The organism is Pantoea sp. CFCC18177, assembly GCF_059412425.1.
In genome coordinates, this window is sequence record NZ_JBNBPL010000001.1 from 222,635 (window position 1) to 245,881 (window position 23,247).

General features: G+C 54.5%; 18 protein-coding genes. 13 read left to right on the forward strand and 5 right to left on the reverse strand.

The window, feature by feature from the left end; genetic code table 11:
* Positions 1-300 precede the first annotated feature (300 nt).
* The 7 genes from sapA to ACPUC8_RS00995 all read left to right on the forward strand — a co-directional run bounded on the left by sapA (position 301) and on the right by ACPUC8_RS00995 (position 7,827).
* Positions 301-1,923, forward strand: coding sequence for an ABC transporter substrate-binding protein SapA (gene sapA / locus ACPUC8_RS00965; protein ID WP_059109786.1), 1,623 nt, complete (start codon positions 301-303; stop codon positions 1,921-1,923).
* A 2-nt stretch (positions 1,924-1,925) separates the two neighbouring features.
* On the forward strand, positions 1,926-2,891 hold the full coding sequence (gene sapB, locus ACPUC8_RS00970; RefSeq protein ID WP_039336682.1) for a putrescine export ABC transporter permease SapB: 966 nt from the start codon (positions 1,926-1,928) through the stop codon (positions 2,889-2,891).
* A complete protein-coding gene (sapC, locus tag ACPUC8_RS00975) occupies positions 2,878-3,768 on the forward strand; it encodes a putrescine export ABC transporter permease SapC (RefSeq protein WP_494925458.1) in 891 nt (296 codons plus the stop codon). Before sapB ends, sapC begins: the two co-directional genes overlap by 14 nt.
* Entirely contained in the window at positions 3,768-4,763 is a 996-nt protein-coding gene (sapD, locus tag ACPUC8_RS00980; RefSeq protein ID WP_058969923.1) for a putrescine export ABC transporter ATP-binding protein SapD, read from the forward strand. Before sapC ends, sapD begins: the two co-directional genes overlap by 1 nt.
* Before the next feature lie 2 nt (positions 4,764-4,765).
* A complete protein-coding gene (gene sapF, locus ACPUC8_RS00985) occupies positions 4,766-5,569 on the forward strand; it encodes a putrescine export ABC transporter ATP-binding protein SapF (protein WP_039336688.1) in 804 nt (267 codons plus the stop codon).
* Between the two features lie 141 nt (positions 5,570-5,710).
* Positions 5,711-6,499, forward strand: a complete 789-nt coding sequence (gene fabI / locus ACPUC8_RS00990; protein WP_007892455.1) for an enoyl-ACP reductase FabI — start codon at positions 5,711-5,713, stop codon at positions 6,497-6,499.
* 206 nt (positions 6,500-6,705) lie between these two features.
* The gene (locus ACPUC8_RS00995; protein ID WP_039336690.1) at positions 6,706-7,827 is read left to right on the forward strand and encodes a CMD domain-containing protein; all 1,122 of its coding nucleotides are present in this window, start codon (positions 6,706-6,708) and stop codon (positions 7,825-7,827) included.
* Here the strand turns inward: ACPUC8_RS00995 and ACPUC8_RS01000 are convergent.
* Positions 7,824-8,720 (reverse strand): LysR family transcriptional regulator, encoded by an 897-nt coding sequence (locus ACPUC8_RS01000; protein ID WP_494925501.1) that lies wholly within the window; start codon positions 8,718-8,720, stop codon positions 7,824-7,826. The genes ACPUC8_RS00995 and ACPUC8_RS01000 overlap by 4 nt on opposite strands.
* A 230-nt stretch (positions 8,721-8,950) precedes the next feature.
* On the reverse strand, positions 8,951-10,540 hold the full coding sequence (locus tag ACPUC8_RS01005; RefSeq protein ID WP_494925459.1) for a PTS transporter subunit EIIC: 1,590 nt from the start codon (positions 10,538-10,540) through the stop codon (positions 8,951-8,953).
* Positions 10,541-10,788: 248 nt separating this feature from the next.
* Here ACPUC8_RS01005 and ACPUC8_RS01010 point away from each other — a divergent pair, with 248 nt between their 5' ends.
* The 5 genes from ACPUC8_RS01010 to pdeR all read left to right on the forward strand — a co-directional run bounded on the left by ACPUC8_RS01010 (position 10,789) and on the right by pdeR (position 19,860).
* Entirely contained in the window at positions 10,789-13,098 is a 2,310-nt protein-coding gene (locus tag ACPUC8_RS01010; RefSeq protein ID WP_039336694.1) for an FdhF/YdeP family oxidoreductase, read from the forward strand.
* Positions 13,099-13,224: 126 nt separating this feature from the next.
* Positions 13,225-15,159: an exoribonuclease II gene (locus ACPUC8_RS01015; RefSeq protein ID WP_039336695.1), complete on the forward strand. Its 1,935-nt coding sequence runs from the start codon at positions 13,225-13,227 to the stop codon at positions 15,157-15,159.
* Between the two features lie 203 nt (positions 15,160-15,362).
* Positions 15,363-17,429: a carbon starvation CstA family protein gene (locus tag ACPUC8_RS01020; protein WP_039334732.1), complete on the forward strand. Its 2,067-nt coding sequence runs from the start codon at positions 15,363-15,365 to the stop codon at positions 17,427-17,429.
* On the forward strand, positions 17,422-17,718 hold the full coding sequence (locus ACPUC8_RS01025) for a YbdD/YjiX family protein (RefSeq protein ID WP_071885739.1): 297 nt from the start codon (positions 17,422-17,424) through the stop codon (positions 17,716-17,718). Before ACPUC8_RS01020 ends, ACPUC8_RS01025 begins: the two co-directional genes overlap by 8 nt.
* Before the next feature lie 156 nt (positions 17,719-17,874).
* Entirely contained in the window at positions 17,875-19,860 is a 1,986-nt protein-coding gene (gene pdeR / locus ACPUC8_RS01030) for a cyclic di-GMP phosphodiesterase (RefSeq protein WP_039334729.1), read from the forward strand.
* A gap of 12 nt (positions 19,861-19,872) precedes the next feature.
* Here the strand turns inward: pdeR and ACPUC8_RS01035 are convergent, their stop codons facing one another.
* From ACPUC8_RS01035 to araD, 3 genes are all read right to left on the reverse strand, one after another.
* On the reverse strand, positions 19,873-20,739 hold the full coding sequence (locus ACPUC8_RS01035) for a crotonase/enoyl-CoA hydratase family protein (protein ID WP_034821448.1): 867 nt from the start codon (positions 20,737-20,739) through the stop codon (positions 19,873-19,875).
* 140 nt (positions 20,740-20,879) lie between these two features.
* A complete protein-coding gene (gene kdgT / locus ACPUC8_RS01040) occupies positions 20,880-21,863 on the reverse strand; it encodes a 2-keto-3-deoxygluconate transporter (RefSeq protein ID WP_039334721.1) in 984 nt (327 codons plus the stop codon).
* 229 nt (positions 21,864-22,092) lie between these two features.
* Complete coding sequence (gene araD, locus ACPUC8_RS01045; RefSeq protein ID WP_039334718.1) at positions 22,093-22,791, reverse strand: L-ribulose-5-phosphate 4-epimerase; 699 nt, start codon at positions 22,789-22,791, stop codon at positions 22,093-22,095.
* A gap of 221 nt (positions 22,792-23,012) precedes the next feature.
* On the opposite strand from araD, the gene osmB reads away from it, so the two are divergent.
* Positions 23,013-23,231: an osmotically-inducible lipoprotein OsmB gene (gene osmB / locus ACPUC8_RS01050; RefSeq protein ID WP_039334706.1), complete on the forward strand. Its 219-nt coding sequence runs from the start codon at positions 23,013-23,015 to the stop codon at positions 23,229-23,231.
* The last annotated feature ends 16 nt before the right edge of the window (positions 23,232-23,247 follow it).

Consider the following 23,247-nt stretch of genomic DNA (forward strand, 5'->3'; position numbering starts at 1 on the left):
CGGGAAAAACGTCACACAAAAAAAAGCCCGCACTATAAAGTACGGGCAACTTAATACTGGAAGCAATGTGAGCAATGTCGTGCTCTTCTTCGGTAGAGCCACCGTCGAAGCGCAGAAGAATAATAATCATTCTTATTATCATCTGTAAAGCCCTAATTGAGAATTTTTCTCATTTCCACACTAACGGTGTGATTATCTCGTGCTCATCTTGGCGAAAAAGAGCGCAGTTGCATCGTGAATTTGGGGAGTGCGTGACGTTTGCGATACACTCACGCTATTGCCTCAGAATCGTTGAGTTCTATGCCAAAATTATTGTCTTCGCTGCTGCTCAGTCTCAGCGTAATGAGTGCGTCTGCGCTGGCTGCGCCAACCGATAACATCCGCAACAGCGGCTTTGTTTATTGCGTTAACGGCACCGTGAATACCTTTAATCCGCAGATGGTCAGCAGTGGCCTGGTGGTCGATACGCTGGCTGCCCAACTCTATGATCGGCTGCTGGATGTTGATCCCTACACCTATCGCTTAATTCCCGACCTGGCGCAGAGCTGGGAAGTGCGCGATAACGGCGCGACCTACCGTTTCCACCTGCGTAAAGACGTGTCATTCCAGCACACCAACTGGTTTAAACCCACGCGTAAAATGAATGCCGACGATGTGGTGTTCAGTTTTGCACGCATGTTCGATCGCCAGCACCCGTGGCACAACGTTAACGGCGGCAGCTATCCCTATTTCGACAGTTTGCAGTTTTCCGACTCGGTGCAGAGTGTGAAAAAGCTGGATAACGATACCGTTGAAATCCGATTAAACAGCCCTGATGCCTCTTTCCTGTGGCACATCGCGACGCATTACGCCCCGATATTGTCACAAGAGTATGCTGACAAACTCACGGCCAAAGGCCAGCAGGAGCAGTTGGATCGTGAACCGGTCGGCACCGGCCCGTTCCAGTTAAGCGAATATCGTACCGGGCAATACTTGCGGCTGGCGCGTAATCCACAGTACTGGAAAGGCGTCCCGCGCTTGCAGCAAGTGGTAATCGATCTGGGCGTTGGTGGCACCGGACGTCTGTCGAAACTGTTAACCGGTGAATGCGACGTGCTGGCTTATCCCGCCGCCAGCCAGCTGTCGATTTTGCGCGACGATCCGCGTTTGCGCATGACCTTACGCCCCGGTATGAACATTGCTTATCTGGCGTTTAACACCCGTAAACCGCCACTGGATCGCCCCGAAGTGCGTCACGCGCTGGCGTTGGCCATCAACAATGAACGTTTGATGGAATCGATCTATTACGGCACGGCAGAAACCGCCGCATCGATTTTACCGCGTGCTTCCTGGGCCTATGACAACGATGCACGCGTTACCGAGTACAATCCCGCCAAAGCCCGTGAAGAGCTGAAGGCCCTTGGCTTGGAAGATCTGCATTTGCGCTTAGTGGTGCCCACCACCTCGCAATCCTGGAACCCCAGCCCGCTGAAAACGGCTGAACTGCTTCAGGCGGATTTGGCGCAGGTTGGCGTGCGAGTCACCATTGCGCCCGTCGAGGGTCGCTTCCAGGAGGCGCAGTTGATGGCGATGAACCATGACTTAACCCTGACCGGCTGGGCCACCGACAGTAACGATCCGGACAGCTTCTTCCGCCCGCTGTTGAGCTGTGCAGCCATCCGTTCACAAACAAACTATGCACACTGGTGCTCACCCGCCTTTGATGAGGCGCTGCAACATGCGTTGTTATCGCAACAGCTCTCCGCGCGTATTGACAGTTACGACCAGGCGCAACAGATTCTCGCGCAGGAGTTACCGGTCTTGCCGCTGGCGTCATCGCTGCGCTTACAAGCCTATCGCCACGACATTAAGGGGTTAGTGCTGAGTCCATTTGGTAACGCCTCCTTTGCTGGGGTTTACCGTGATGAGAGCAGCGAGGAGTAAGCATGATTATCTACGTATTGCGTCGTTTACTGTTGCTGCTGATAACGCTATTTCTGCTGTCGCTGGTGAGCTTTAGCCTGAGCTATTTCACCCCCAATGCCCCGCTGGAGGGCGCATCGCTATTTGATGCCTGGTGGTTCTGGTTTAAAGGATTGCTGCAATTCGATTTCGGCGTCTCCAGCACCAACGGTCAGCCGATTGATGTGCAATTGCGCGAAGTCTTCCCTGCGACGCTGGAGCTGTGCGTGCTGGCCTTTATGCTGGCGTTGCTGGTGGGCATTCCCCTTGGCATTTGCGCCGGGGTGATGCGTAAAAAATGGCAGGACAAAGCCATCAGCGCATTAGCCCTGCTCGGTTTTTCCATGCCGATTTTCTGGCTGGCGCTGCTGTTTACCCTGTTCTTCTCCCTGACGCTGGGTTGGCTGCCGGTTTCCGGGCGCTTTGACCTGCTCTATCCGGTGCAGAACATCACCGGCTTTGCGCTGATCGATGCCTGGTTAAGCCCGTCGCCATGGCGCCATGAAATGTTGATGAGTGCCTTAACGCACATGATTTTGCCCGTCATCGTGCTGGCAGTTGCACCCACCACCGAAGTTATTCGACTGCTGCGCAGCAGTACCAGTGAAGTGATGGATAAAAACTATGTGAAAGCAGCAGCGACGCGAGGACTTTCGCGCTTCACGGTGATCCGCCGACATGTGCTGCACAATGCGCTGCCGCCGGTGATCCCGCGTCTCGGTTTGCAGTTCTCCACCATGTTGACGCTGGCGATGATTACCGAAGTGGTATTCAACTGGCCGGGTATTGGCCGCTGGTTGATTAACGCGATTCGCCAGCAAGATTATGCCGCTATTTCGGCCGGGGTGATGGTGGTCGGCGGTTTAGTGATTCTGGTTAGCGTCCTGTCCGATATTCTCGGTGCGGCACTCAATCCGTTGAAACACAAGGAATGGTATGCCCTTAGATAACATCTACGCTGAAGAGCGCCTGCCCAGCCCATTCCGTCTTTTCTGGCAGCACTTATACCGCGACACCAGCGGCATGATCGGGCTATACGGTTTCGGTATCCTGCTGTTCCTGTGCCTGTTTGGTGGCTTACTGGCACCTTATGGCATCGACCAGCAGTTCCTTGGTTATCAGCTGCTGCCGCCCTCTTGGTCACGCTACGGCGATGTGTCTTTCTTCCTTGGCACCGATGACCTGGGTCGTGATGTGCTGAGCCGCTTGTTAAGCGGCGTCGCGCCAACCGTCGGCTCCGCCATTTTAGTGACGGTGCTGGCTGCGGTATGTGCGCTGGTATTGGGTGTGCTGGCCGGTATTACGCACGGCCTGCGCTCGGCGGTAATGAACCACGTGCTGGATACCCTGCTCTCGATTCCTTCTCTGCTGCTGGCGATTATCGTGGTGGCCTTTCTTGGGCCCCGCCTGGAACACGCGATGCTGGCGGTGTTTCTGGCGATTATCCCGCGTCTGGTGCGCGAGATTTACACTGCCGTCCATAATGAAATGGAGAAAGAGTATGTGGTGGCACTGCGTCTTGATGGCGCGCGTAATCTGAATATTCTGTGGAACGCAGTGCTGCCGAATGTGTTACCGCTGCTGGTCAGCGAATTTACCCGTTCGCTGTCGATGGCGATTTTGGATATCGCAGCGCTCGGTTTTCTCGATCTGGGTGCACAACTGCCCTCGCCCGAATGGGGCGCGATGTTGGGTGACGCCCTGGAGCTGATTTATGTCGCCCCCTGGACAGTGATGCTGCCCGGTGTAGCGCTGATGGTCAGTGTATTAATCGTTAACCTGCTGGGCGATGGCGTCCGTCGTGCCGTAGAAGCGGGAGCTGAATAATGCCGTTACTTGATATTCGTAACCTCACCATCGAATTCATGACCTCCGAAGGCCCGGTGAAAGCGGTGGATCGCATCAATCTCACGCTCAGCGAGGGGGAAGTCCGCGGGCTGGTGGGTGAGTCGGGTTCGGGCAAGAGTCTGATTGCGAAAGCCATTTGCGGCGTGACCAAAGATAACTGGCGCGTCACTGCAGACCGCATGGTGTTTGACGATATCGACTTGCTGCGATTATCGCCACGCGAACGTCGCCGCATTGTCGGGCACAACGTGTCGATGATTTTTCAGGAGCCGCAGTCTTGTCTGGATCCTTCAGAGAGCATTGGTCGTCAGTTAATGCAGGCAATACCGCGCTGGACCTTCAAAGGCCATTGGTATCAGCGTTTGTGGTTCTGGCGCAAAGCGCGTGCTATCGAACTGCTGCATCGCGTGGGGATCAAAGATCACAAAGACATCATGCGCAGTTTCCCGTACGAACTGACCGAAGGCGAATGCCAGAAGGTAATGATCGCTATCGCGCTGGCCAATCAGCCTCGCTTGTTGATCGCCGATGAACCGACCAATGCCATGGAGCCGACCACGCAAGCACAAATTTTCCGCTTGCTGAGCCGCCTGAATCAGAACAACAACACCACCATTTTGCTGATCAGCCACGATCTGCGCACCATGAGCCAATGGGCAGATCGCATTAATGTGATGTATTGCGGTCAGACCGTGGAAACCGCGCAAAGCGAAGACTTAATGGATACACCACACCATCCTTACACCCAGGCGCTGATCCGCGCGATGCCCGATTTTGGCAGCGCCTTACCGCATAAAAGTCGACTTAATACGCTGTCCGGCGCCATTCCGTCACTGGAACACTTGCCGATTGGCTGCCGTCTTGGTCCGCGCTGCCCCTATGCGCAGCGCAAATGTATCGAGACACCGCGCCTGAGCGGCAATAAAGCGCATCTGTTCGCTTGCCACTTCCCGTTAAATATCGAGGGTCAGTAAGTATGGAAACCCTGCTGGAAGTGCGTAACCTGAGCAAAACCTATCGCTACCGTACCGGGCTGTTTCGTCGCCAACATGTTGAAGCGGTAAAAGGGGTGAGTTTTACCCTGCGTGAGAAGCAGACGCTGGCGGTGATTGGCGAGAATGGCTCGGGCAAATCTACGCTGGCTAAGATGCTGAGCGGCATGATCGAACCCACGGATGGCGAGATGCTGATCGACGACCATCCGCTGGAGTACGGTGATTACGGCTATCGCAGCCAACGCATCCGCATGATTTTTCAGGACCCGTCTACGTCACTGAATCCGCGTCAGCGCGTCAGCCAGATCCTCGATTTCCCGCTGCGCCTCAACACCGAGTTAGATGATGAGGAGCGCGAAAAACGCATTATCGCCACGTTACGTCAGGTGGGTTTGTTGCGCGATCATGCCGGTTACTATCCGCACATGCTGGCCCCCGGTCAGAAACAGCGTCTGGCACTGGCGCGTGCGTTGATTTTACAGCCGAAAGTCATCGTGGCGGATGAGGCCCTCGCCTCGCTGGATATGACCATGCGATCACAACTGGTGAATCTGATGCTGGAACTGCAGGAGAAGCATGGCATCGCCTATATTTATGTGACGCAGCATCTCGGCATGATGAAGCACATCAGCGATCAGGTGCTGGTGATGCATCAGGGTGAAGTGGTGGAACGTGGCGGCACGGCCGATGTGTTGGCTTCCCCGTTGCACGACCTCACCAAACGTCTTATTACCAGCCATTTTGGTGAAGCACTGACCGCTGAAGCCTGGCGCAAAGTACGCTGATTGTTCAGCGCATCGCGGAAAACGCGGTGCGGTTTACCGCAATTGACAGAGACGTGCTAGAATCCGCACGTCGATTAACGTCGGTCGCCCACCTTTTAACCATTGCGACCGCCAACAACAATGACCATAAGGATTACAGCTATGGGTTTTCTTTCCGGTAAGCGCATTCTGATTACTGGCGTTGCCAGTAAACTCTCCATCGCCTACGGTATTGCACAGGCGATGCACAAACAGGGCGCAGAACTGGCTTTCACCTACCAGAACGACAAATTGAAAAGTCGTGTGGAAGAGTTCGCTAAAGATTTGGGTTCTGACATTGTTTTGCCATGCGATGTGGCAGAAGACGAGAGCATCACTGCGCTGTTCACCGAACTGGCAAAAACCTGGCCAAAATTTGACGGTTTCGTTCACTCAATTGGTTTCGCCCCTGGCGACCAGTTAGATGGTGACTACGTGAACGCCGTGACCCGTGAAGGCTTCAAAATCGCTCACGACATCTCTGCCTACAGCTTTGTTGCGATGGCGAAAGAGTGCCGTGCGATGCTGAACCCGAATTCAGCCCTGCTGACCCTGTCTTACCTGGGTGCAGAGCGCGCTATCCCGAACTACAACGTAATGGGTCTGGCGAAAGCGTCTCTGGAGGCAAACGTGCGCTACATGGCGAACGCAATGGGTCCTGAAGGTACGCGTGTCAACGCCGTGTCTGCGGGTCCAATCCGTACCCTAGCAGCCTCTGGCATCAAAGATTTCCGTAAGATGCTGGCTCACTGTGAAGCGGTTACGCCAATTCGCCGTACTGTCACCATCGAAGACGTGGGTAACTCTGCGGCCTTCCTGTGTTCAGACCTGGCGGGTGGTATCACCGGTGAAGTGGTACACGTTGATGGCGGCTTCAGCATTGCCGCAATGAACGAGCTGGAACTGAAATAATGTAGAAGCCCACGACTGTGGGCTTTTGGGCGGCCTGATGGTCGCCCCTGCAACCCTCTCCTTATATCAAGCCGCTATTTGTTATTCCCCTTCATTCTTTTGCCACAGACAGTGCTTCAGCGACGATAAGCTAGCCCTTTGGTGGCGATGCGCTTTTCAGAATTGCTCGTCGTTAACCAAGTCCGTTTTTTGCGCAAGGAATGACCATGGAACAACGCCGTTCTCCCGGCCATGACCACTGGTTTTATGAAAGCCAGACTCGCCCACCATCCCACGCCACTGCGCCCCTGGTGCCCGAGGCCGCTTACATCGAGGATCGTTTTTTATTGGGGCTGCAGCAAGAAGCCAGCGCGTTACAGCCGCTGCTGAGCCGCTTCCAGCCTGCCTTACTGGCCGCGCGCGATCTCAGCCAAATTCTGTTTCCTGACACCCTGAACACCTCGCTGACGCACACCCTAACGCTTTACGATCGTCTCAGCACCGCGCTAACCGTAGCGCAGGTGGCAGGCGTGCAGCGGCTATGCAATCACTACTCGGCACGCTTGAATCCCTTACCCGGCCCCGACTCCTCACGGGAGAGCAATAATCGCCTGACGCAGATAACCCAGTACGCGCGCCAACTGGCGATGCAACCGGCCTTGATTAATGCCAATAGCATCAGCGCTCTGGATGCGGTCGGGTTGACCGAGCCGGACATTGTCACGCTCAATCAGTTGGTCGGATTTGTCAGCTATCAGGCGCGCGTGGTGGCCGCCTTGCAGGCAATGATGGGATTGCCAGTGCGCTGGATCCCTGGCGTTTCACCGCCGCCTGATGCCGACCCTGTGCTGTTTTCTTCTTCTTCGACGTGGCAACACGCGTTGAAACCGGTCGAACTGCGTTACGCCAGTGCGGAACAGTTAGCTGCTGTCACCTTCTGTCAGGGCATAGCGGATTTAGAGGATGCCGTCTGGTTGTTGGTACAGGATGCGCAGGTTCTGTACGGCTGGGCCACCCTGCAACAGCGCCTGGGCGACCATTTTGGCGAAGAGGCGTCTCTGGCGCAGGCGGTGAGTGCACGTGTCCTCGGGTGCCGTCGTTTGTTTGCACAACGAGTCCACCATCACCGCGATCTGCTGTTACAGGACGTCGATAAAGCGGGAGAAACGACCCCACTGATTCACGTCAGTGCGCAGTTGGTCCGTTTGCCAGAGCGCTTCAGTGCCGCGCATCTGCAGCCCTTGTTGAATGCTGGATGGGGCAGCGAACGCATTTTTACCCTGCTGCTGGCGGTGGCCTTCGCCAGTTGGCAAGATCGTGTATTTATGGCGCTGGGTGAAGTACGTTAATCTGGCAGATGTCGACGCGCTTCATCAAAGAAATGCTGGGCCAGCGGCGATGCCCTGCCCGGCTCGGCAATCACCAATGCGGCCTGGCGTCCCATGGGAGCCATTTCAATCGGGCGGCGCGCCAGATTCTGCAACATCTCCGGCAATAAGTGATCGCACGGCGACACCATCACGCCCAGCCCCACCTGCGCACTCTGCAGCAACTGCATAATCGAGGCACTCTCGACAATCACACGCGGTAAGATCCCGGTTTCTCGCAGCTGTCCATCCAGGTAGCGGCGAAAATAGCGCGTGGGTTCGGCAAGGCACAGAGGTTGCGCCGCCAGTGTCTTCAGTGAAAGGGTCTGCTGTTCCAGCAGCGTCGGGAAATGCTCAGGGTTAAAAATCGCTTCGACGCCGCGATCCTTCAACAGTGCGGTCTGGAAATGCAGTTCACGCAGTGACGTCAGTTCAAAGAATCCGATACCGCCATCGACGGTGTGACTGTTTAATGCCTCCAGTAGTTGGTCGGCACTCATCGCCGCCACGCGATAATCCAGCTGCGGATAACGCGCCTCGACGGCTTTTAACAGTGCGGGCAGTGCCACACTGCACTGCGGCATCACACCCAGACGCAGCGTACCGTTAACACCGTGCTTCAGTGATTCCACTTCCAGTTTCAGGCCCTGATACACCGACACAATCTCGCGCGCCCAAGTCAGCACCCGTTCGCCTTCCGGCGTGAAACCGTCGAAATTATTGCTGCGATTGATCAGCGACAGGCCCAGCTCGCGCTCAAGATTTTTTAGCCGCATCGATAACGTCGGTTGGCTGACAAAACTGGCTTCTGCCGCGCGGCCAAAATGGCGTTCACGCTCTAAATTACAGAGGTAAATCAATTGCTTGATGTCGATTTTTTCATCCACCCTGAAGACACGATCGCGCTATGGTAGCAAACTCAGGCGCTAAAAAGCACAAAGGCCGCCGGGAGGCAGCCTTGGAATAAATTATTGCCCCACCCGGCGCTTATCTCCGGCACTCGCAATGGCTTAGCTCTTGAAGGGGCGAAGCCATTTTCGCAAATTTCCGCCATAGAGATTTAACAATGATTGCGAATTTTATTATTAGCGTGGTAACTAAATATTTATGCCACGCCTAAGGCACTTTTTACCTCGCTGGCAATCTTTTCCACCTGCGGGCCATAGATCACCTGCACATCATGTTCGCTCACGCGATTAACGCCGTTAGCCCCGGTAGTCAGCAGCGTCTGATCAACCACTTCATTCATCTGCTTTACCCGCACACGCAATCGGGTAAAGCAGCAATCGACGTCCTCTATATTGCCCTGCCCGCCTAACCCACTGATGATCACTTTAGTGCGCTCATCTGCCGTGACCTGAGCGGTTTGTGGCTCTTCATCCGACTCACGCCCCGGCGTTTCCACTCGCATCTTTGTAATGACAAAACGGAAACCGTAGTAATAGATCGGCGCATAAATCACACCCAATACCACCGTCCACCACCAGTGCGTTTTGCTACCGCCCAGCATGCCAAATACCACCAAATCGATGGCACCGCCCTGCACGTTGCCAATCATCAGATGCAGCATCGACATCAACATAAATGATAAGCCGGTGAGCAGTGCGTGCAGGATGTAAAGCACAGGGGAAACGAAGATAAAGCAGAACTCCAGCGGCTCGGTGATCCCGGTGGTAAATGATGTCAGCGCGCCTGCCAACACCAGCGCTTTGACGCGCTGTTTATGTTCTGGCCGCGCCGTGTGGTAAATCGCCAGGGCTGCGGCGGGCAAGCCAAACATCATCACCGGAATTTTACCCTGTGCAAGAAACTGGGTGGCACTGCGGACAGTGTCATCGGGGATGGCGCCAGGATGGGTTAAGGAACTATTGAAGATATTGAGCGCACCCACAATGGTTTGCCCGTCCACCGTTGCCATGCCGCCAATCGGCGTGAAGCGCACGGTTTCATTGAGGATATGGTGCAACCCCGTGGGGATCAGCAGTCGCTCACCGGTGCCCAACAGAAATGCACCGTACTGGCCACTCTTGCCAATCATCTGCCCTACCCACGCAATCCCAGCGCCAAGGGTGGGCCAGATCAGCGCCAGTAACACGCCAATCAGCGGTAACACGATAATGGTGACGATGGGCACAAACCGCCTCCCGCCAAAAAAGCTGATCGCGGTAGGCAGTTGCTGAGTATAGAAACGGTTATGCAACAGCACGGTGATCAGCCCGGCAATCACGCCGCCCAGCACGCTCATGTTATAGGTGAATATCCCCAGCATGTCGATGTACTCGGCGGAAGTCATCATGGCCGTGGTCTGGTCCATACCCGCTTGCTGCAGCGCTTCCGGTGTGGTGGTGGCGGCAGTCAACCCTTTAGCGGCCAGTGTGGCATTGATACCCACATTCATCGCGATATAGCCAATCACGCTGGCAAAGGCCGCCGTGGGTTTTTCTGCTTTGGCTAAGCCAATCGCGCTGGCGACGGCAAAGAAAACCGGCAGATTGGCAAACAACGCAGCGGCCACTTTACGAATAAAGCCGATGATCAACTGAGGTACATGCAAGTTTGCAAACGCATCGCCGGTGACAACCGGGTTTTGCATGGCGGCTGCCAGCCCGAGAAAGATCCCTGCGGCGGCAATAACGGAAATCGGCATCATTAAGGCTTTACCGAAGGCATGGATTTGGCTGGCCAGATTCTTCATGGTGCGCGCCCTTTCTTCGATTGAAAGAGCAATTATTAGTCAGTTATCAATATTTCACGTCACAGCGGCCGGCTGTCAGCCTGAAGAATTTGAACTGCATCACGCTTTAATGCCTGGTAACGCGATAAACCGCCTCTATCGCACCATTAAACCAATCAATTAGACAACTTTTGCTGTCAGTCGCACACTTCTTTCCAACAGAAGTCATATTCTGATAACAATTCATAAACAATAAGCCTGCGACGACCATGAAATTTAAACGTAAAATTCAGCCTTATCGTGCCGCTGCTGGCGGTTGGGGCTCTTTGGAAGCAACCACTCGTTTTGTCCTTGATAGTAAAGCTGCCCTGAAAAACATGCGTAACCTGATGCGCATGAACAAAGCGCGTGGCTTTGACTGCCCAGGTTGTGCATGGGGCGACGACAACAAAAGCACCTTTAGCTTTTGTGAAAACGGGGCCAAAGCGGTCACATGGGAAGCCACGCGTCGCGTGGTGGAGCCCGAATTTTTTGCTCAGCACAGTGTCAGCACCCTGTACCAGCAAAGCGACTACTTCCTTGAGTATCAGGGCCGCCTCACTCACCCAATGCGCTATAACAGCGAAACCGATCACTATGAACCGATCGGTTGGGATGATGCGTTCGCGTTGATTGCCAAACACCTCAACGCGATGGATCACCCCGATCAGATGGAGCTGTACACCTCTGGTCGCGCCAGCAATGAAGCCTCATGGCTCTATCAACTGTTCGGCCGCGTGATGGGCACCAACAACTTCCCGGACTGCTCAAACATGTGCCACGAAGCGAGCGGCACCGGCCTGAAGCGCAGTATTGGCGTGGGTAAAGGCACCATCCGCCTGGACGATTTTGATCACGCTAATGCGATTTTTGTCTTCGGGCAGAACCCGGGCACTAACCATCCGCGTATGTTGCACAGCCTGCGTCATGCGGCCGATCACGGTGCCAAAATCGTCACCTTTAACACTCTGCGTGAGCGTGGACTGGAGCGTTTTGCCGATCCGCAAAAGCCACTGGAAGTGGTCACCTCAATGGCAGGCACGATTAGTTCTGCCTATTACCAGCCCAATCTGGGTGGTGACATGGCGGCGATTCGCGGCATGGTGAAAACGCTGCTGGAAGTACAACGTGAGCGCCTGGCGGCAGGTGAGCCGGGTATCTTTGATCAGGCCTTTATTGATGCCAATACCCACGGCATTGAGCATTATCTTGCGGCGGTGGATAACACGCGCTGGGATGACATTGTGCGTCAATCTGGCCTGAGTGAAGCGCAGATCCGCGAAGCAGCGGCGATTTATCAGAGTGCTGAACGCGTGATCATCACCTGGGCGATGGGCATCACCCAGCATAAACACTCGGTGGATACAGTACGCGAAATTACCAACCTGCAACTGCTGTTTGGTCAGTTGGGCAAAAAAGGCGCCGGTCTGTGCCCGGTTCGTGGTCACAGTAATGTGCAGGGTAACCGCACCATGGGCATCGATGAGAAGCCCAACAAACCTTTCCTTGATGCATTGGGCGCACATTTCGATTTCGAACCCCCACGTGAACACGGCCACAACACCGTTGAAGCCCTGAACGCGATGCTGCGTGATGAAGTCAAAGTGCTGATTGCACTGGGCGGTAATCTTGCTGCGGCGGCGCCGGACTCTCCGGTGACAGAAGAAGCGCTACAGCATTGCGGCCTGACCGTGCACATCAGCACCAAACTGAACCGAAGCCATTTAGTACCGGGCCACGAAGGTTTGATTCTGCCGACGCTGGGCCGTACTGAACGCGATCGTCAGGCCAGCGGCAACCAGTTTATTACCGTTGAAGACTCCTTCAGCATGGTGCATGCATCTGAGGGTGTCGGGATTCCACTGGCCGATACACAGCGTTCTGAAACCGCGATTGTGGCCGGCATTGCACATGCCACGCTGGGCAGCGACAAGATTGACTGGTTAGGCATGGCGGATAACTATGATGTGATCCGCGACCATATCGGTGCCACCATTCCGGGCTTCGCGGATTTCAATAACAAGTGTGATATTCCGGGTGGTTTCTATCTGGGAAGCGCCGCGGCTGAGATGCGATTCAACACGCCAACTAAGCTGGCAGAGTTTAGCGCGGCAGCCCTACCGACCTCGTTGTTCCCGCAATTGGGCAACGATGTGGAAGTCCCGTTCACGCTGCAAACACTGCGCTCGCATGACCAGTACAACACCACCATTTACGGCCTGGATGACCGTTATCGTGGGGTGTACGGTCAACGTGAAGTGGTGTTTATCCATCCGGACGATATGGCGTCCCTGGGCTTCAGCGAAGGTCAGTTGGTGGACATTGAAACCCTGTGGAACGATGGCCTGACACGCCGGGTGAGCGGCTTCAAGCTGGTGCCGTATAACATTCCGCGTGGCAACCTGGCGGCCTATTATCCGGAAACCAATCCGCTGGTGCCCCTTTCCAGCTATGGTGACGGCAGCGGTACACCGACCTCCAAATCGGTGCCGGTGAAACTGGCGTTAACGGCCGCTGTACCTACGCAGCGTATCGCCTGAGTCATCAGCGTTATCAGAAGGTAAAAAGCCGCGCAAAGCGGCTTTTTAGCCTGTTTTGGCCTTGCCGCGCGCCCCTGATTCGCGTAAAACTGTCCACCGCTCTTAGGCCACGAAACTAAATACATTATGTTCCAGGATAACCCGCTGCTCGCGCAGCTGAAAGAGAAGCTTCACGCGCAAACTCCGCGCGCCGAAGGTGTTGTGAAAGGCACGGAAAAAGGGTTTGGCTTCCTTGAAGTCGATGCCCAAAAAAGCTACTTCATTCCTCCTCCGCAGATGAAAAAAGTGATGCACGGTGACCGTATTTCAGCGGTGATCCACACTGATAAAGATCGCGAGAGTGCCGAGCCGGAAACCCTGATCGAGCCGTTCCTGTCCCGCTTTGTCGGTCGCGTCCAGAAGAAGGATGACCGCCTGTCGATTGTCCCTGACCATCCTCTGTTGAAAGATGCGATTCAATGCCGCGCGGCGCGCGATGTCACGCATGAATTCCAGAACGGTGACTGGGCTGTGGCAGAAATGCGTCGCCACCCGCTGAAAGGCGATCGCGGTTTTTATGCTGAACTGACTGAATTCATTGTCACTGCGGACGATCACCTTGCGCCGTGGTGGGTCACCCTGTCGCGCCATAATCTGGAGCGCGAAGCGCCGAAAGTGGCCTTCGGTGAGATGCTCGACGAACATTTACAGCGTGAAGATCTGACCGCACTGAACTTCGTGACCATCGACAGCGCCAGCACCGAAGATATGGATGATGCGCTGTATGTCGAAACCACCGCCGACGGCAACGTGTCACTGACCATCGCCATCGCCGATCCTACTGCCTATGTGGCAGAAGGCAGTGAGCTGGATAAACTCGCGTCTAAGCGTGCCTTTACCAACTACTTGCCGGGCTTCAACATCCCAATGCTGCCGCGTGAACTGTCTGACAATGTCTGTTCACTGCGTCCTGACGTGCGTCGCCCAGCGTTGGCCTGCCGAGTCACCGTGCTGCCAGACGGCAGCCTGGCTGACGATGTGCACTTCTTCGCGGCCTGGATCGAATCTAAAGCCAAACTGGTTTATGACGAAGTCTCCGACTGGCTGGAAAATACCGGCAGCTGGCAGCCTGAAAATGACGCCATTGCTGAGCAGATCCGTCTGCTGCATCGTGTGTGCCTGGCCCGCAGCGAGTGGCGTCAAACCCATGCGCTGGTGTTCAAAGATCGCCCTGACTACCGCTTCGTGCTGGGTGAGAAAGGCGAAGTGCTGGATATCATCTCTGAGCCACGTCGCATCGCTAACCGCATTGTAGAAGAGGCGATGATTCTGGCTAACGTCTGTGCAGCAAAAACGCTGCAAGAGAAGTTGGGCTTCGGTATTTACAACCTGCACACCGGTTTTGACCTGGCGAATGCCGAGCAAGCCGCTGGCGTGTTGGCCGGTCACGGTATTACCGTTGACCCTCAGGCGATCACTACGCTGGACGGTTTCCGCCAGCTGCGCCGTGAACTGGATGCACAGCCAACGCAATACCTCGACAGCCGTATCCGTCGTTTCCAGAGCTTTGCCGAAGTCGGCACCGAGCCGGGCCCACACTTTGGCCTTGGCCTCGAAGCCTACGCGACCTGGACTTCGCCAATTCGTAAGTACGGCGACATGATCAACCATCGCCTGCTAAAAGCTATCGTACGTGGCGAGAGCATTGCGCGTCCTAACGATGACGTCACCACCATTATGAGTGAGCGTCGTCGTCTGAACCGCATGGCTGAGCGTGATGTCGGTGACTGGCTGTATGCGCGTTTCCTTGCGCCGTCTGCTGGCACTGACCGCAAGTTCAGCGCGGAGATTATCGACGTTTCTCGTGGTGGCATGCGTGTGCGTCTGCTGGAAAATGGTGCCGTTGCCTTTATCCCTGCCCCGTTCATTCACGCGGTGCGTGATGAGCTGGTGTGCTCGCAAGAGAGTGGCACCGTGCAGATCAAAGGCGAAGTGGCCTACCGCGTGACCGACATTATCGATGTGACCATCGCCGAAGTGCGTATGGAAACCCGCAGTGTCGTGGCGCGTCCAGCTGCCTAAACCCAAAATAATTCGAATTACAGCAATGCTGGCGGGATAACATCTGCTATCCCGCATTTTCCTTCCTCCGTTTTATCTGAAGTTAAATTTGCCTCCCGCTTCACACTTCTGATTCGACTACCTTTCGTTAACAATTCATTACATTACTTTTAACTTGTTGTATCCGATCGCTTATTTTCCCGGTCCCTACAAGGAGTTAACACATGAACAACGTCAAAACCGGATTGATCTGGTTAGCGGTGGCGTTAATTGGTGCTGGTGCGTTTGCCATGCTGGCACTCAGCCGCGGCGAGCACGTCAATGCCGTCTGGCTGGTTATTGCCTCCGTGGCCTGCTACAGCATTGCCTATCGCTTTTACAGCCTGTTTATTGCTGAACGTATTTTCGAACTGGATGACCGTCGCCGCACCCCTGCGGAGCGCCTGAATGACGGCCTCGACTATGTGCCCACCAACAAATGGGTGCTGTTTGGTCACCACTTCGCGGCGATCGCCGGTGCTGGCCCGCTGGTTGGCCCGATCCTCGCGGCGCAAATGGGGTTCTTGCCTGGCACAATCTGGATTCTGGTCGGTGTGATGCTGGCCGGTGCGGTGCAAGACTTCCTGATTCTGTTTATCTCTACCCGCCGTGATGGCCGTTCATTAGGTGAAATGGCGCGTCAGGAACTGGGATCTTTTGCTGGTGTAGTCACCATGCTGGGGGCGCTCGGCGTGATGATTATCATCCTGTCCGCGCTGGCGCTGGTGGTGGTGAAAGCGCTGGCCAACAGCCCATGGGGACTGTTTACCATCGCAGCAACCATTCCGATTGCCCTGTTTATGGGCGTCTATATGCGTTATCTGCGCCCTGGCAAAATCGCTGAAGTCTCGATCATTGGCTTTGTGCTGATGATGGCAGCGATCATTTACGGTGGTGATGTGGCGGCCGATCCCTACTGGGGACCGCTGTTCACCCTGAAAGGGACCGAACTGACGTGGGTGCTGGTGATCTACGGCTTCGTCGCCTCTTCCCTGCCGGTGTGGCTGCTGCTGGCACCGCGTGACTACCTCTCGACCTTCCTGAAAATCGGCGTGATCATTGGTCTGGCTGTGGGCATTTTGTTTGCCATGCCAGAACTGAAAATGCCGGCGGTAACCAAATTTATTGATGGCAGCGGCCCGGTGTTCTCTGGCGCGCTGTTCCCGTTCCTGTTTATCACCATCGCCTGTGGAGCCATCTCCGGCTTCCATGCGCTGGTCTCCAGCGGCACGACACCGAAACTGGTGGAACGCGAAAGTCATATCCGTTTTATCGGCTATGGCGCGATGCTGATGGAGTCGTTCGTAGCCATTATGGCGTTGATTTGCGCCTCAGTGCTCGATCCAGGCGTTTACTTCGCCATGAACGCCCCTGCCGCGCTGATTGGCACCACCGTGGAGAGTGCTTCTCAGGTGATTAACGGCTGGGGCTTTGTGGTGACACCTGAAATGCTGAGTGGTATTGCCCGTGATGTTGGGGAATCCACCGTGTTGTCCCGTGCAGGTGGCGCACCCACCTTTGCCGTAGGCATGGCGCACATCATCACCGAAGTTTTTAACAGCCGCGTGATGATGGCCTTCTGGTATCACTTCGCCATCCTGTTTGAGGCGCTGTTTATCCTGACGGCGGTGGATGCCGGCACGCGTGCCTGCCGCTTTATGGTGCAGGATCTGGTGGGTACCGTGGTGCCTTCTATGGCTAACAACCGCTCCTGGCTGGGTAATATGGCGGGCACCACCGTTGCCGTGGCGGGCTGGGGTTTCTTTGTTTATCAGGGTGTGGTCGATCCGCTGGGCGGCATCAACACGCTGTGGCCACTGTTTGGCATTGGCAACCAGATGCTGGCCTCGATGGCATTGATTCTGGGTACAGTGGTGCTGTTCAAAATGAAGAAACAGCGTTACGCGTGGGTGACGATTCTGCCAACCGCGTGGCTGTTTGTGACCTCAATGACGGCAGGCTGGCAGAAGATCTTCCATGAGAAGCCGTCCATTGGTTTCCTTGCCCAAGCCAACAAGTTCCGTAAGGGCATTGATGAAGGTGTGATCATCGCGCCGGCAAAAACCGTGGCCGACATGCAAACCATCGTGTTTAGTAATCAGATTAACGCGGCCCTGTGCGGGTTCTTTATGCTGGTGGCCGTCACCATGCTAATTGCCGCCTTCTTTGTCATCCGCCGGGCGTTGCGCAGCCACCTGCCTACCACCCACGAATCTGAAATCTCACTGCGTAAAGAGGTGCGAAATGTCTGAGTCCATTTTTCGCTGGAGAAAACCGGTCGGTGTCTGGCATATCAAGCACTGCTTACCGATCGCAACCGAGACGGCTGGGCAAACTCTTAATCGCTGGCAACGGATCTGGCAGGGACTACAACAAAGTTTTCGCTTAATGGTTGGCGTTCATGACTATCAAACTTATCTGAAGCATATGCGCCAACATCATCCTGGGCAGACGCCAATGGATGAACGCGCCTTCCATCGCTATTGCCTTGAGGCGCGTTTTCCCAGCCAGGCTGGCAAGCTGGGCAAGTGTCCTTGCTGACAAATCTGAGCCCCGATTTTCGGGGCTTTTTCGTGCCATTCTTTAGTGAAAACAAAAATATATTTGGTTTGCATCTTGTGCTGATGCTGGAGGTTGAATACTGTTGCTAAAATAATGAGATACCGACCGCTGAGCATTTCCCCGGAGGAAGTTTCCATGACCGATGAACAAGGGCAAACGCTGCTATACACCTTGTTTGGCACAACCAGCCCTCATTGGCGTTTAACTTCAGATAGCGATGCTCTGCATTTTGCCGAAGACGAGAACGCGCGCACCAATCTGGCGATTGCCCTGACGCCTGCACAGGCAAGCCTGTTACGCGCGATGACGGTTATCACCTCCAGTATCAACCTCACGCTCTCTTTGCATGGATCGCCCGTGCCAATGCACTTTGTGGGGCGCAAAGTGAATCAATCCACCTGGGCCGGCACCTCTTCCGCCTGGGGAGACACCTCTTCCGTGGCCCGTGATTTAACGCTGGGCTTATCTTTCGCTGAGCAAGTGGTTTCTGAAGCTAACTCGGTAATTGTGATCCTTGATCAACGCGGTAATATCCAGCGTTTCAACCGCTTAAGCGAAGAGTATACCGGTCTGAAAGAGCAGGAAGTGATCGGCCGCAACGTGTTTCAGCTATTTATGACTAAGCAGGAAGCACAGGCTTCGCGTCGTAACATCGCCGGCTTCTTCCGCGATGGTAATTCTTACGAAGTAGAACGCTGGATTAAAACCAAAAAGGGTCAACGACTGTTTCTGTTTCGTAATAAGTTCGTTCACAGTGGTAGCGGGAAAAATGAAATTTTCCTCATCTGTTCTGGAACCGACATCACAGAAGAGCGACGTGCCCAGGAACGCCTGCGCGTGCTCGCCAATACCGATACCGTGACCGGTTTGCCGAACCGTAATGCCATCCATCAACAGATAAGTCTGGCACTGGAACTGGCTAACGGCAGTCAAACCGGCGTGGTTTACCTCGATTTAGACAATTTTAAGAAGGTTAACGACGCTTACGGCCATATGTTTGGCGACCAGCTCCTGCAGGCCGTGTCGTTAGCCATTCTGAGCTGCCTTGGCAAAGATCAGACTCTCGCGCGCCTGGGCGGTGATGAGTTTGTGGTGCTGGCCGAACACACCAGCCAGGCGGCGCTGGAAGCGATGGCATCGCGCATTCTTGAGCGCCTGCGCCAGCCGTTCCGCGTCGGCCTGATTGAGGTCTACAGCGGCTGCTCAATTGGTATCGCCCTCGCCCCTTTGCATGGCGAAGATCGCGAAAGCCTGATTCGCAACGCCGATACCGCGATGTATCACGCGAAAGAGAATGGTCGCGGCAAGTTCTGCGTGTTCGCCAACGAGATGAACCAGCGTGTTTTCGAGTATTTATGGCTTGATACCAACCTGCGTAAAGCGCTGGAGCTGGAGCATTTGGTGGTTTACTACCAGCCTAAACTGGACCGCGATGGCGAAGTGCGCAGCGCTGAAGCGCTGGTGCGCTGGAACTCGCCTGAACGCGGTTTGGTGCCGCCTGGAGATTTCATCTCCTATGCCGAAGAGTCCGGCCTGATTGTGCCACTTGGCCGCTGGGTGATGCTTAACGTGTTGCAACAAATCATTCAGTGGCGCAGTGAAGGCATCTACTTAAGAGTTGCGGTTAATGTTTCAGCTAAGCAACTGATTGATCAAAGTATTTACAGCGATTTGAAGCAGGCTTTGAGTGAGGCGGGCCTCAACGATTGTCCGATTGATATCGAATTGACCGAAAGCTGCCTGATCGAAAATGAAGCGGGCGCGCTGTCGTTGATGAAACAGTTTCAGGAGCTGGGTGCTCAGGTTCATCTCGATGATTTTGGTACTGGCTACTCCTCGCTTTCACAGCTGGCTCGCGTACCCATTGATGCGATTAAGCTTGATCAAAGCTTTGTGCGGAACATCAATAAACAGCCGGTTGCGCAGTCGCTGGTACGCGCCATTGTTGCTGTGGCTAAAGCCCTTGAGCTGCAGGTGATCGCTGAAGGTATTGAAACTAAAGCCGAAGAAAAGTTCGTGTTAACCAACGGTGTCGATGGACGTCAGGGCTATTATTATGCAAAACCAATGCCCGCAGAACAGCTCGGGCATTGGCTGGCTAAGCATCCTGCCCGCGTTTAACGCTGGTCTTGGTTATCCGGCTTTGCGCAGGGATGCGCTATGACGGTTCTGTAGCTGTACCAGTCGTTCCATGTAAGCAATGTCTTTTGGCTCCAGTGTAAAAGCATAATCCACCCAATCTTCCGTGATATCCATTAACTCCGCTCGCGAGAGTTGCAGCACGCGCTGACGCGCTTTCAGCATCGCACGTACACCATTGAGTTTCGGACGTAAGGTATCGATAAAGGTGCGCGTAGTGCGGTATGCGTCGCCTGGCTGGAACACTTTATCCACCAGACCTCGCGTTTCGTACCACTCTGCACTGTGCGATTCCCCTTCACATATCAGCTCTTCGGCCAGCTTCATGCCAGAACGACGCGCCACTAATGAATACCCGCCCATGCCTGGGAACAGGTTGAAAGCAATCTCTGGGAAGCCCATTCTTGCGCTGTTCTGCGCCAGAATGAAGTGATGCGCCAGTGCGGCTTCAAAACCACCACCTAACGCGCTGCCTTCGATCATCGCCAGCGTCACCGCGCCCGTATCAAACCCACGCGCGGCTGAATGGATGCAATCCACACAGGCACGTGCATAAGCCCTGAGCGCTTCACGACGGTTATTACGAATGCACTCCACAAAGAAACGCAAATCTCCCCCGGCATTGAACATCTGTGGCACTAATGAGCCCGTTACCCAGAAATCAATGGGCAGGCCAGAACGCTGGGCGGCATAGCTCAGGTTCATGATCTCCTCAATTAATTCGTGGTTGAAACTGGGGCGCGGTTGCGCACGCAGCATCATCCACATGGTGTGTCGCCCCTCTTCATAGTAGGCCGCCAGTTGGGTGGTTTGTCCGACTTCGGTAAACAATCTGCAAGTTGGTTGGTTAATTACTGTCATAGTCTCATCCTCTAGTTATGTGATGCGTTAAACGCCACATCAGCGTAATCCAGAGTGAGGCCAGACCAAATGAGAGATTGATTTATAAAGTAAAATCCAGAGATATCCCCGACCGAGGGGCCGGGGAAAGATTAGTATGCTTACTTGATGGCGGCACGCTGCCCGACGGCAACATGAGATTGCTTAACGCGTCGTGAATAGACGGCGGTGATGATCGGCACTAATACAGAAGTCACGATAACCGATGTGGCCACCAGTGCAGTGGCAGCTGGCGCGACCGGTTTAAACTGCGGTAGCATCTCGGCGATGAGTACCGGAGTTGCCACCGCTGCGCCTGCGGTACTCGACGCCGCAATGCCCGCCGTACCATCGCCTCCGCCAATAAGTCGGTCAGCCAGAATCAGCGGGATGCCCGTCACAATGATAACCGCAACGCCCAGTAACACGCCGAGCAGGCCGGTTTGCGCGATGACCGCCAGATCAATGGTATTGCCTAGCGCAAAGGCAAAGAAGGGAATCAGTGTGTGTACGGCTTTGCCAAAGAACTCGCGTAATTCTGGGTCGAGATTACCCAGTGCAAAGCCCACCAGGAAGGGCAATACCGCGCCGACGAAGACATGAGGCTCAAAGGATGCGATTCCCGCTGTGCCCAGAATCACCATGGTCATCAACGGGCCCGATTCCAGTGACATCAGCACAAAGGCCCCCGCCTCCTCCTTTGAACCGTATTGCTGCATGATAGAGGCATACAACCCGCCGTTGGTCATATCCATCGCTGCGACCAGCGCCAGCGTCGACAATCCGGCAAACATACCGACTTCGACCCCGTTTTCAGGCATAACACGCGAAGCAATCGCAGCCACGACCCACGCCACCGCGATTTTAGTCAACACAAGAGTGCCTGATTTGCGCAGTACTGTGCCGGTGGCACTGAGTTTGATTGACGCACCCATACAGAAGAACCACACCGCCAAAATCGGTACCGTGCCGGTCATTAATCCGTTGGAAAAAGATCCCAAATACTTACCTGCGCCAGGGGAAAACGTGTGGCAAAGTGCGCCCAGAAACAGCGGAATCAGCATCATGCCGCCTGGAATTTTATCGATTGCACGTTTGATATGCATAATTGTGTCACCTTAACTGAGCCAGAAGGAGGTGCGTTATGATTTGCCGGATGGCATGGCAGGCAACATAACCTTTGGCCAGGGAGAAAAAAGTGATCGCAAGTCTATTTATGAAACGTTGTTTTATTTTTAATGAATGATCATTTTATTTTATGACGCGCATCGCCATACTAGTTTAAGCAGGGAAAAAATTAAGGCGCCCACAGGCGCCTTAAAGAGGTAATGAAGGTTACTCCTGCCCGTACCATGCGTTTTTACCGTGCTTACGCAAATAGTGCAGGTCTAGCAAGTTTTGCGATATGGGCGAGATTTCCTCACGTAATCGCTCTGTGTGCATCGCCATATAGGCGACTTCTTCTAGCACGACCGCACTGTGCACCGCCGCATGCGCGTCTTTACCCCACGCAAAAGGACCGTGTGAATTGATCAACGCGGCAGGGACATCCTGAGGCTGGATACGACGCTGCGCAAATGTCTCAATGATCACTTGCCCGGTGTTCCACTCATACTCTTGCTGAATCTCCTCACGCTTCATCGCACGCGTACAGGGAATGGTGCCGTAAAAGTCATCTGCATGGGTAGTGCCCAGCGCAATGATATCGCGCCCAGCCTGAGCCCAGATGGTGGCATGCCGCGAATGGGTATGAACAATCCCCCCAATCTGTGGCCAGGCAAGATAGAGTGCACGATGGGTGGCAGTATCGGATGAGGGACGCAGTGCCCCTTCCACCACTTTTCCGCTCTCTAAGTCGATAACAACCATATCCTCTTGCTTCATGTTTTCGTACTTCACGCCCGATGGCTTGATCACCAGTAGCCCTCGCTCGCGGTCTACCGCGCTGACGTTGCCCCAGGTAAAGGTGACGAGGTTATAACGTGGTAAATCGAGATTGGCTTCCAGCACCTGCTGCTTGAGGGATTCCAGCATGATTTTTCTCCTGCGAACGGTAATCGCTAAATTGTGCTGATCGACCAGAGAAAATGTTATGGAGCGGATCGCTGTAAAAGCAGCGGAAAGTCGCTGAGCAGACAAAAGTGTGGCTCAGGGCTCCAGGATTAAGACCATTTGACACTGCAGGATGAAGTGCTTTGTTGCGCAACATCTATACTTATGAGGTTGCCTCTGTGCAAACAACAAAGGAGAAAGTCATGACAATAACAATGAAACGTTTCACCGCAGCTGTACTGGCGACCACGTTGGTCATCGGATTGAGCGGTTGTTCAAATTGGTCTAAACGCGACCGTAACACCGCGATTGGTGCTGGTGCTGGCGCCATTGGTGGTTCGGTACTGACCAACGGCAGTGCATTAGGAACCGTAGGTGGCGCAGCCGTGGGCGGCATCATCGGCCATCAGGTTTCTAAATAAAAAAGAATGCTTCAGG